This window comes from Ureibacillus endophyticus (genome assembly GCF_003628435.1).
GTDB classification, from domain to species: domain Bacteria; phylum Bacillota; class Bacilli; order Bacillales_A; family Planococcaceae; genus Ureibacillus; species Ureibacillus endophyticus.
The window spans coordinates 37,747-48,318 of the sequence record NZ_RBZN01000025.1; the positions used below are offsets into that span (position 1 = coordinate 37,747).

Genomic DNA, 10,572 nt, shown 5'->3' on the forward strand with positions numbered 1-10,572 from the left:
AAGTTTTTTAAAATATAACGCCGCATTGTAAAATCACATTTGCATAAGGTGATATTTCACCTGTTCGGATAATTAATTTTGCATTTTTTGTTTGTAGTTTAAATTGTTCGTGTGTTACATAAGTAATTTCCGGCAAAAGACTCGTCAGTTCATTAGAAACCTTTTCATTCACTTGCTTCACTTCTTCTGCAACAATTGCCGATTCTACTACTAAATCATCTAACACAACGTTTAAAATTGTGATAAATCCCGGTTCCCCTAATTTATAAGATAAGTCGATACACGGTACACCATCTGGGATTGGCAAACCGCAATCCGCAATAACGATTTGATCAGTATGACCTAATTTCGCAAAGTGTCCTGCTAATTCGCGATTTAAGATTCCGTGCTTTTTCATTTCAATTCCTCCATACGTGCCAAAACAGCTTCATTCGATGGCATGCCACCTTGCGCTCCAAACTTTTCTACAGAAAGAGAAGCTGCGATATTGGCAAACTGCACGGCTTTATCGATTGAATAACCACTAATAATCGCATGGGCAAAGGCTCCATTAAATGTATCCCCTGCACCCGTTGTATCGACTGGTGTTGTTTTATAGCCAGTAATTTTTACGATCTTCTCGCCATTATGGAAAGCAGCACCATCCCCACCTAAAGTAACAATCATTTTATTTGGGTATTTGCTTAAAATCGCTTCCACATCGGCTCCAAATAAGTACTCACATTCCGTTTCATTTGGCGTTAAATACGTTACTTTTTCGATCCATTCTTTTTTGAAGTTCCCAGCAGGTGCTGGATTTAGAAGGACTGGGATGTTCAACTGCTGACAAAGATCTAATACGTATTCAATCGTTTCAACAGGAATTTCAAGCTGTATCATAACAAGTGAACTTTTTTTAATACGCTCTAAGTTCGCATCAACTACTTCTTTTGTGACATCAAAGTTTGCCCCTGGAACAACGATAATTCGGTTATCATTATCGTGCAGTAATATATTTGCTATCCCAGTAGAATTAGTTGTTTTTGCAATGGCCTCCACATCGATGTTTTCATTTTTTAAATTGCTATATAATTCCTTACCGAAACTGTCTTCCCCTACAGCACCAATCATTTGTACTGGGCTTCCAAGTCTTGCTGCTGCCACAGCTTGATTTGCTCCTTTGCCACCTGGGATAGTTGTGAATAAATTTCCTAATACCGTTTCACCTTGTTTCGGGAAGATGTCTGTCTTAACGACGATATCCATATTGATACTTCCGATTACTGTAATCATAATGGACCCCTCTCTTTTGTTGTTTCACGTATGAGCAATTGTGGTTCAATCTGTTCACTGAAGCTGTTAGTTGATTTTCCTTCAATTTGCTCGATTAAAATCTGAGTTGCTCGTTCTCCAAGCTTATAAATATCTTGCGCCACTGTTGTTAAACTTGGCGTTACCACTTTTCCCATTTGAATTCCATCAAAACCAACTATTTGAAGCTGTTCTGGAACTTTCAATCCTAAACGGTGGGCCGCTTTTAATGCACCGATTGCAGAGGCATCACTAAAGGCAAAGATACCGTCAATTTCAGGATGTGCTTGTAAGGTTTCGTAAGTTAATTGTTCAGCCGTTTGGAAATCATGCTTACTTTCAACCATATGTATTTCAACATTATTACCTTCTACAGCTTTGAAAAATCCTTTTAATCGTAAATTTGTAGACGTAACTGATTTCGGTCCACTAATGCAAAGAATATTTGAGACACCATTTTCGATTAAATATTGTGTTCCAATTTTTGCACCCTTTTCGTTATCAGTTGTAACTGTTGGGATATTGACGTTTAACGGACGGTCAAGCGCAACAATTGGTATGGACAAATTATTGCTATAGTTATCTTGATCTAATATCGTTGTTAGAATTAGACCCGCAACATATTTCTTAGATAGTGCTTTAATATAATGTTGTTCTTTCTCTATATCTTCATCGGAATTACACAGTATGACCGTATAACCATGACGAAAAGCAGTATCTTCAACTGCTCGAGCCAACTCCGGGAAAAAGGGGTTGTTAATATCCGGGATGATTAAACCAATCAAATCCGATTGTTTCGTTGTTAACGTACGTGCCACTTCGCTCGGAGTATAATTTAATTGTTTAATTGCTTCTTCAATCTGAGCCCGAGACTTCTTCCCAACATATCCACTGTTATTTAAGTATCTCGAGACCGTTGCGACAGATACATTCGCTAGCTTTGCCACATCACTAATGTTCGCCATTTTTTCTCTCTCATTTCATCATTTTTATCATTGTGGTACCGGTTACACAAAACGTATCAAATGTGTAATCGGTTCCACAATGACACAAACTTTTTACAGTATGTCACAATTAGCGAGATTAAGCTATACTTAAAAAAATTATTCTTTTTTTAAAAAAATAGTATATTTTCTGAACTTTAAACAAAGCTTTCAATTAGCATTGTTAATTCATAATGTTAAAGGAAGGTGATGCCGTAATGTTATTTTATTAACTCACAACTAAATCGATGGATGAATCAGTTTAAACTATAAGAAAAGGATAGATGCACAAGTGGTACCTATCCTATTGTTCAATTATTGACACGCTCTTATGAATTCTAAAAACAACCTAAAGTTATTATCGTCTAATTTATAGTTGAACTCCGGATGCCATTGAACGGCTAATACGAATTTTTTATTTGGCATCGAAACTGCCTCTATCAATCCATCATCAGCAGTTGCCATAGGGACTAGCTGTTCAGAAATAGTTTTTATCCCCTGATGGTGATAACTATTTACTTTCATAGAATCTATTTGGAGAATTTTATGTAGCATGGACCCTTCTCTTATATACACACTGTGAATAGGTTCTGTATATGGTGGGTTTTGTTTATGTTGAATCTGACTTTGACTAACCTGAGTTGGAATATCTTGATATAATGTTCCTCCTAACAACACGTTAAATACTTGCAGACCACGACAAATACCAAATGCAGGTTTATCTAATTCTAGTACTCTTTTAAAAAGAATGGTCTCCATCATATCTCGTTCACTACACAGTTCCCCACATAACTCTTCTTTTTCTTCACCGTATAACGCTGGATTGATATCTTGACCACCTGTAAATAAAAATCCATCAAAGGATTCTGCTAATCTTAAGATAATCTCCTCATCCGTTGTTAACGGCAACATAATCGGGATTCCACCTGCATCCTCAATCCCTTTCATGTATCCAGGCAACATCCAGTAACTTTCTTTTTCAGAATCATATAAGGGTAAAACACCTATCATCGGCTTCTTCATATCATTTTCCCTCCCTATTTTTTATTATCATTTTTTTGGAAGAAAAAAACAAATCTATTATCAATAAAAAACATCTTAACGATTTGGTCTCGTTAAGATGTTTTGTTTTTACTAGAATAGCCCTACTGCTTCCCCATTTTCATCAACATCCATGCGAAGTGCAGCAGGTGTTTTAGGAAGTCCTGGCATTGTCATAATATCTCCTGTTAAACAAACTAGGAATCCAGCACCGAGTTTCGGGATAATTTCACGAACAGTAATTGTGAACCCTATTGGACGGCCTAATAATTTCGGTTGATCCGACAAAGAATATTGTGTTTTCGCCATACAAACCGGTAACATATCCCATCCAAATGATTCGATTTGTGCCATTTGTTTTTTTGCCTCATCTGTAAATTGTACACCAATTCCACCATACACTTTTTGCACAATGGCAGTGATTTTTTGTTCAATGGAATCAGAAATCTCATAAATTGGAGAAAAATTATTCGGTTGGTCTAGTACTTCTAAAACTTCCCGTGCTAATTCTAGACCACCTTTTCCTCCCTCTTCCCATACATTTGTGCGAGCGATGCGAAGGTTTATTGATTTTGCCCAATTTAACACAACAGCTAGTTCTTCCTCAGTATCGGTAATAAAACGGTTTAGAGATACGATTGGCTCCACGCCAAATGCACGAACTGTATCCACATGCTTCGCTAAATTTGGTAACCCATTTTGAACTGCTTCTACATTTTCTTCTGATAATTGGGATTTTGCTACCCCACCATGCATTTTCAAAGCACGAATAGTTGTTACAACAATTACCGCGCTTGGTGCAAATTCGCCTTGTCGCGCTTTAATGTTCATAAACTTTTCTGCTCCAAGATCTGCCCCAAAACCAGCTTCTGTAATGACGATATCCGCTAACTTACGAGCTGTTTGTGTTGCAACTATGGAGTTACAACCATGGGCAATGTTTGCAAATGGCCCACCATGGATAATCGCAGGTGTTCCTTCTAATGTTTGCACAAGGTTTGGTTGGAATGCATCTTTTAATAATAAAGTTAATGCACCTTCCACACCTAAATCACGCACAAAAACGGGCTCCTTTGCATACGTATATCCTATAACGATATTTCCCAAACGCTCTTTTAAATTTTCGAGACTTGTTGCTAAGCAGAACACCGCCATAATTTCAGATGCCACGGTAATGTCAAAGCCATCTTCTCGCGGAATACCTTGACCAGGTCCACCAAGGCCAACGACTACTTTACGTAAAGCGCGGTCATTCATATCTAATGCACGTTTCCAAATAATACGTCGTGGGTCAATTTGAAGTACATTTCCTTGATGAATATGGTTATCGATAAACGCTGCTAATGCATTGTTCGCCGTAGTAATCGCGTGTAGGTCGCCAGTGAAGTGCAAATTGATATCTTCCATTGGCACAACTTGCGCATATCCACCACCAGTTGCTCCACCTTTGATACCCATTACTGGACCTAATGACGGCTCACGTAATGCCACCATCACGTTTTGATTTAGCTGTTTTAATGCGTCTGCTAAACCAACTGTTACAGTAGATTTTCCTTCTCCTGCAGGTGTTGGGCTTGTTGCTGTTACTAACACAACTTTTCCAGATGGTGTACCTTGAATGAGGTTTGTGTTAATTTTTGCTTTATATTTTCCGTACGGTTCAATTGCTTCAAGGGGAATATTCGCGGCCTCCGCAATTTCAGTAATCGGCTTCATTTTTGCGGATGTTGCAATTTGTAAGTCTGATAATGGTTTTGACACAGTCATAACGTACTAACCTACTTTCATATGTTCATTCTATATGTTAGCTTACCATTTAACAGGAAAACCTTTCATATTTTTCGAAAAATGTCGAAATGTTGACACCTATCTTGGAATCATGTATATTTTATTCGTAATAATCATAATTTTCTTAATGTTGCCATTAACTATTTCTAAGGGGGAGAACGACTCTATGCACCAAGGCAAAGTAAAGTGGTTCAATAATGAAAAGGGTTACGGCTTTATTGAATGCTCCAATGGTGAGGACGTTTTCGTTCACTTCACTGGCATAAAGGAAGAAGGATTTCGAACGTTAGAAGAGGGACAAGATGTAACATTTGATATCGTGGAAGGAAATCGCGGTCCCCAAGCTTTAAACGTCATTAAACTATAAGGTAAGGGTACCAGTCGATCTTGGGCTGGTTTTTTTTATTGAGGTTTTATGGGCGGTTTTAATGGGTTTATGGGCGCTTTCCAACAATTTATGGGCGAATAAAAAAACCCTAAAAAATTAGGGTTCTAATGGTACATATCCAACTTTTTCTACTAATTGTTGACCTTGCTCAGATAATACCCAATCAATCAATTTTTCAACATTCGGGTTTGTCGAGCCAGCTGTGACAATATAAAACTCCGAAGATATCGGGTAACTATCATTTCGAATATTTTCTTTTGTCGGTGCTACCCCGTTTACCTCCAACAATTTAATTTGATCATTTTTCACCATTTCATTTGAGTAATATCTAAAGGTATACCCAATAGCATTTTTAAAATTTTTATATTGAGATACTTCACGAATGATCTCTCCCATCCCAGTAGCAATTTGTTCTGTAGGAGCCTCTTTAATTGGCGTATCCCCCATTAACTTTTGTAATGCCGTTTGAGAGCCACTTTCTTCAGGACGTTGGAATGCACGGATTTCGTCATTATTTCCGCCAACATCCTTCCAATTCGTAATCTCACCAGAATATATCCCTTTAATCTGATCTAGAGTTAATCCATCCACTTTATTTTTCTGATTCACAAAGAAAACAAATGCTTCTCTTCCAATTGGCGTAAGTTTCAGTTCCTTCCCTAAACGCTTCGCATAGTTTTGTTGCGAATCAGATGGACCCGCTGCAAAAATCATATCCACCTTGCCTTTGATTAAATTATCATAGGCATCCGGTGTTGTATTGACCATCACTTCACTATCGTATGGGTAATAATCCTTTTCCGGATAAGTTGCTTGCACAATGGCTGAATAGAGCGGGTATAACGCTGTTGCTCCATCAATTTTTGGCAAATCTTCCGTAAGCTTCAACGTAGCTTCTTCCTCTAGCTCCACCACAATGGATTCTTCAGAAAATGGGCGATATTGATAAATGTCCACTTCTGCATCAACAGTAGGAATTGAATTTAAATACAATTGTTTTATTGGTGAAATGCAAGCAATGGCCAGCGCCACTCCACTGACAATCCCAAATACCATTTTCCGTTTTTTCGTTTTGAAGAATTTATAAATATTGAAAACTATTAATAGATAAAGAATCACAGCAACGACTAAAATTAGCGGAATATAGTGCAGTTGACCAGCTAATAAAAACATGAACGATACAGGTGCTAATACAAATAGAAAACAGAATAAAACCAACAATGAACTAAAGAAATTCAAGGTAAATACCTCCTCTCCTTTATCATTCGACATAAATCACTAGAATCCTACTTTTTTAGGGAGTTTTCTAGTTAGTTCGAATTTTCCGACATCAACTGCCAACTTTATATTATAATAATGGATGTAACATAACATGTAAGGAGAATGAAAATGGAACTTAAATATACAGGTAAAACGAAAAATGTATACAAATTAGAAGATGGTAATTATTTATTACAATTCAAAGATGATGTAACAGGTGTGGATGGCGTGTTTGATCCAGGCGCAAACTCAGTTGGGTTAACATTAGAAGGTGCTGGCCGCGCAGGATTACGTTTAACAAAATACTTTTTTGAAATTTTAAATGAAAAAGGCATTCCAACGCATTATATTGATGCAAATATCGAAGACGCGACTATGACAGTTAAGCCTGCCGAAGTGTTTGGGAAAGGTCTTGAAGTCATTTGCCGTTACCGTGCAGTAGGAAGCTTCTTACGCCGCTATGGATTATATGCAAAAGAAGGACAACCTCTTGACGCATTCGTGGAAGTAACATTAAAAGACGACTTACGCGAAGACCCACCAATTAGCGAAGACGCATTAGATATGCTAGGCATCTTAACTAAAGCTGAATACCAACAACTAAAATCACTGACTCAACAAATCGGAAATGTCGTAAAAGAAGAACTTGCGAAAAAAGGTATCGAACTATACGACATCAAATTCGAATTCGGACGAGTTGGAGAGGACAAACAAATCGTTCTAATCGACGAAATTTCAGGCGGCAACATGCGTGCTTACAAAGACGGAGAATACATTGAGCCTCTTGAATTAGAGAAGATGTTTTTATAATAGAATTAGAAAATGAGAAACGAGTTTGGAACAAAAGGTGGTTTTTAAAATTTATTAAAAAATATAGTGATGAAAATCTGCTATTAAGAAAAAGTTGATTGGAATGGAGTGTGGCTGAGTGTAGCTGACGGCATTCGCCTTTCGCTACAGAGCACAGCTTCCTGCGGGAATAGCATGAGCCGAAAATCCATTTTTGCCGGCCATTGACGGCAAAAATTAGTTGAGGCCATGCCCGCGGAAAGCGTCCACACGGAATGGAAATCAACGTTCTTCAGATCAAAAAGACACCATTTTTCAAGTTAGAAAAATAGTGTCTTTTTAGTTTTGTCCCAACCCCGTTTTCTTTGACTTGCTTTAACTCCAATATTACTTATTTAAAGTTAATAAACCTTTCGGAAGTGTTATATCGTCCACTGAAATATTATTCATTTTACAAAAATGGAATAAAAATTGTTGGACCATTTGTTTTTCCATTGGATCTTTTTTAATTGAGTAAATATATAAGATAATTTGAGCCATCCATTCATTATCAAAATATTTATATTTTCCAGTATTCCAAGAAATTTTATTAGGTGATTTTTTATTTTTATAGTATTTCCAAAAAGGCATTTGCTTCGATTCTTCCTCTGACAATTGGATGTTATAATTAGAATGCGCTGGAATAAACCCGCTTTCATTTAACTTCCCGATATAACCTTTTTTCACCATAAACACTCCATGAATAAGGCGATCCTCTTCCTGAGTACCAGGTTCTTTGCTTGTTAATAAAACTGCGCTATTTTCATGTACGCGATTCATTTTTACTGGTTTGCCTTTATTGACACCGCTTTTAACCTCACCAACAAAAACTTGACCTTTTTCAAACACTCTATGGCTCTCTTCTTCGTCACACCAAAAAACAACTTGAGATTCTGGATGTAACTTATGATTATTAGTTAACTTATCGTATTCTAATTGTTGTTTTTGTTTTTTTCGATGTTTCAAAATATCCTGCTCTTTAAGTAGCTCAGCAGCTTTTTTTTCAACCTCTTTTACTTGTAGAATTTCATGTAAAACTTTTGCTTCCGTCTTATCATGCAATGTTAAGTATTTAGAAAAACCTTCTGGATACATAAACTTTTTTTCTTCCACACTAAATTGCACCTTCACACTAAAATCAGTTATTGAAACAATTACACCTTCACCAAATTGCTTATGTGTAACTTTTTTATCAATTAAATTCATTATTTATTTTCCTCCATTCGAATAGCTCAGTTTAGCTATTTTCTTTTACTTTTAACCGTGTATAACCGTCCAAACTCATTCGATGAAGAAAAAAAAAGCATTTTAATTTCCTCTGACCACGTACAGAAAAAATTAAAATGCGTTCGCTCATCAATTATTATTCAATTATATCACATTGTTTAACTAAGAACAAATTTCAATCCGCACGGTAAAACATTAATATATTATTAACAATCGAATTCGTAGTGATTCTTATAAAATCTTTCTTTTCCTTCACCACCCTTCTTCACTATGCGCCTTAAATTCTTTGCATATAATGAGAGACAACAAAAAAAACTGCTACTAATTTCCCTTTTTGCATAACAACTTAATTTTCCACAAATGAATTTATGATTATGAAACACAGCTTTAACTTTGACAACTATTTGGTAATGCAATATAGTATTAACAAAGGCTACTTTGTTTTACAAGGTAGTAATATTTTTAGGTCGCTATCTTGTATTACAAGGGAGTGTTTAAATGTCCATTCGTACGCAATTATTAAAGGGGATTTTAGATGGTTGTGTGTTATCAGTTATTGAAAAAGAGGTTGTGTATGGGTATGTATTATCTCAAAAGCTACAGCAAGCAGGACTTAAGGATGTTAGCGAAGGAACGATTTATCCGGTGTTACTACGCTTGCAGAAGAATGGCTATATAAAAGGAGAAATGCGCCCATCTCCTGCTGGTCCAGACCGCAAATATTATGAAATTACGCCACTTGGGAAAGAAGCTTTACAAGAAATTAAGGAACAATGGGCTGCCATTGCGCAACCGATTACGGTGTTATTAGGGGGGAATCAAAATGAAGAAACCAATTAAAACACTCATAGCAGAAAATAATAAAAAGCGAAAATTACTAAATGAAGAAAATGTAACCTATTATGAAAATTTTCTAACGTATATACGATCTCATTTATTTAAGGATGAGCGTGCGACAGAAGAAGTGTTACTAGAGATTGTGGATCATTTATTGTTAGCACAGGAAGAAGGAAAATCAGCAGAAGAGGTGTTTGGAAAAAATCCGAAAGAACTGGCGGATGATGTCGTAGAGAATCTACCGACTGAACCTTTCCGAAATATCTTTGTATTTGGTGTAGAGTTAATGACCACGTTATTGGCTAGCTTTACGGTTGTAATTGGAATAATGGATATTTTTATGGGACAGTCAAAAACCATCTATGCAGGAAATGCCTTGTTCATTATCGGTGCGTTCATGGCTTTGTTAGCGTTGGTGATTTGGATATTCATGAAAATGCTAAAGGAAGATTCCTTTAATCCATCAAAGTCCAAGAAATTCTATGTCTTTACAGGGCTAACATTTATGATAGGTTCCATAGCGATTGCTCTACTTGCCAACAAGATGCCAGCATTTGGCCGCGCAATCGAATTAGGTGAGTATGGTATGTTTGGTGTAGGATGTGTGCTTGTTCTAATATCGTTCCTAATGAAAAAAATCCGCGAACAACGATGAAAAACAAAAGAGGAATTGTTTATCTAATATGGTACCTGTGGATAGGACACTTGAAAAAGAGTGTGCTATTCACAGGTATTTTTTATATACTAGACTTTCAAGAGGAATAAGGACGGACAGAAGACAGCGATGAGTAAACAATTATTTTCACCAGAACAGATTGAACAACTACAAAAGAATCCACATGTATTAAAGGTAAGCGAACGTACCATTACTTACGCAGATGCATTTAAAAGTAAATTTATAGATGAATATTTAGCAGGCAAAACACCTCG

12 protein-coding genes are annotated in these 10,572 nt (G+C 36.6%); 5 read left to right on the forward strand and 7 right to left on the reverse strand.

Annotated features, from left to right (window positions below):
• Positions 1–7: 7 nt before the first annotated feature.
• From rbsD to D8M03_RS10850, 5 genes are all read right to left on the reverse strand, one after another.
• The gene (gene rbsD, locus D8M03_RS10830) at positions 8–397 is read right to left on the reverse strand and encodes a D-ribose pyranase (RefSeq protein ID WP_121214795.1); all 390 of its coding nucleotides are present in this window, start codon (positions 395–397) and stop codon (positions 8–10) included.
• Complete coding sequence (gene rbsK, locus D8M03_RS10835) at positions 394–1,272, reverse strand: ribokinase (RefSeq protein WP_121214796.1); 879 nt, start codon at positions 1,270–1,272, stop codon at positions 394–396. The genes rbsD and rbsK overlap by 4 nt, the downstream gene beginning before the upstream one ends.
• A complete protein-coding gene (locus tag D8M03_RS10840; RefSeq protein ID WP_121214797.1) occupies positions 1,269–2,255 on the reverse strand; it encodes a LacI family DNA-binding transcriptional regulator in 987 nt (328 codons plus the stop codon). The genes rbsK and D8M03_RS10840 overlap by 4 nt, the downstream gene beginning before the upstream one ends.
• 333 nt (positions 2,256–2,588) lie before the next feature.
• A complete protein-coding gene (locus D8M03_RS10845) occupies positions 2,589–3,296 on the reverse strand; it encodes a gamma-glutamyl-gamma-aminobutyrate hydrolase family protein (RefSeq protein ID WP_121214798.1) in 708 nt (235 codons plus the stop codon).
• Between the two features lie 111 nt (positions 3,297–3,407).
• Positions 3,408–5,081, reverse strand: a complete 1,674-nt coding sequence (locus D8M03_RS10850; protein WP_121214799.1) for a formate--tetrahydrofolate ligase — start codon at positions 5,079–5,081, stop codon at positions 3,408–3,410.
• Between the two features lie 187 nt (positions 5,082–5,268).
• Here D8M03_RS10850 and D8M03_RS10855 point away from each other — a divergent pair, with 187 nt between their 5' ends.
• Positions 5,269–5,469, forward strand: coding sequence for a cold-shock protein (locus tag D8M03_RS10855; protein WP_121214800.1), 201 nt, complete (start codon positions 5,269–5,271; stop codon positions 5,467–5,469).
• A 117-nt stretch (positions 5,470–5,586) separates the two neighbouring features.
• On the opposite strand, the gene D8M03_RS10860 is transcribed toward D8M03_RS10855, so the two are convergent.
• Positions 5,587–6,762, reverse strand: coding sequence for a PstS family phosphate ABC transporter substrate-binding protein (locus D8M03_RS10860; RefSeq protein WP_121214801.1), 1,176 nt, complete (start codon positions 6,760–6,762; stop codon positions 5,587–5,589).
• A gap of 117 nt (positions 6,763–6,879) precedes the next feature.
• Between D8M03_RS10860 and D8M03_RS10865 the strand changes: the two genes are divergently transcribed.
• Complete coding sequence (locus tag D8M03_RS10865) at positions 6,880–7,560, forward strand: phosphoribosylaminoimidazolesuccinocarboxamide synthase (RefSeq protein WP_121214802.1); 681 nt, start codon at positions 6,880–6,882, stop codon at positions 7,558–7,560.
• A 366-nt stretch (positions 7,561–7,926) separates the two neighbouring features.
• Here D8M03_RS10865 and D8M03_RS10870 read toward each other — a convergent pair whose 3' ends face one another.
• Positions 7,927–8,784 (reverse strand): malate synthase, encoded by an 858-nt coding sequence (locus tag D8M03_RS10870; protein ID WP_121214803.1) that lies wholly within the window; start codon positions 8,782–8,784, stop codon positions 7,927–7,929.
• A 519-nt stretch (positions 8,785–9,303) separates the two neighbouring features.
• Here D8M03_RS10870 and D8M03_RS10875 point away from each other — a divergent pair.
• The 3 genes from D8M03_RS10875 to D8M03_RS18040 form a co-directional block, all read left to right on the forward strand.
• Positions 9,304–9,645: a PadR family transcriptional regulator gene (locus D8M03_RS10875; protein ID WP_121214804.1), complete on the forward strand. Its 342-nt coding sequence runs from the start codon at positions 9,304–9,306 to the stop codon at positions 9,643–9,645.
• On the forward strand, positions 9,629–10,297 hold the full coding sequence (locus D8M03_RS10880; RefSeq protein ID WP_121214805.1) for a DUF1129 family protein: 669 nt from the start codon (positions 9,629–9,631) through the stop codon (positions 10,295–10,297). Before D8M03_RS10875 ends, D8M03_RS10880 begins: the two co-directional genes overlap by 17 nt.
• Before the next feature lie 129 nt (positions 10,298–10,426).
• The coding region (locus D8M03_RS18040; protein WP_342768807.1) for an HTH domain-containing protein at positions 10,427–10,572 on the forward strand (146 nt) is incomplete at its 3' end.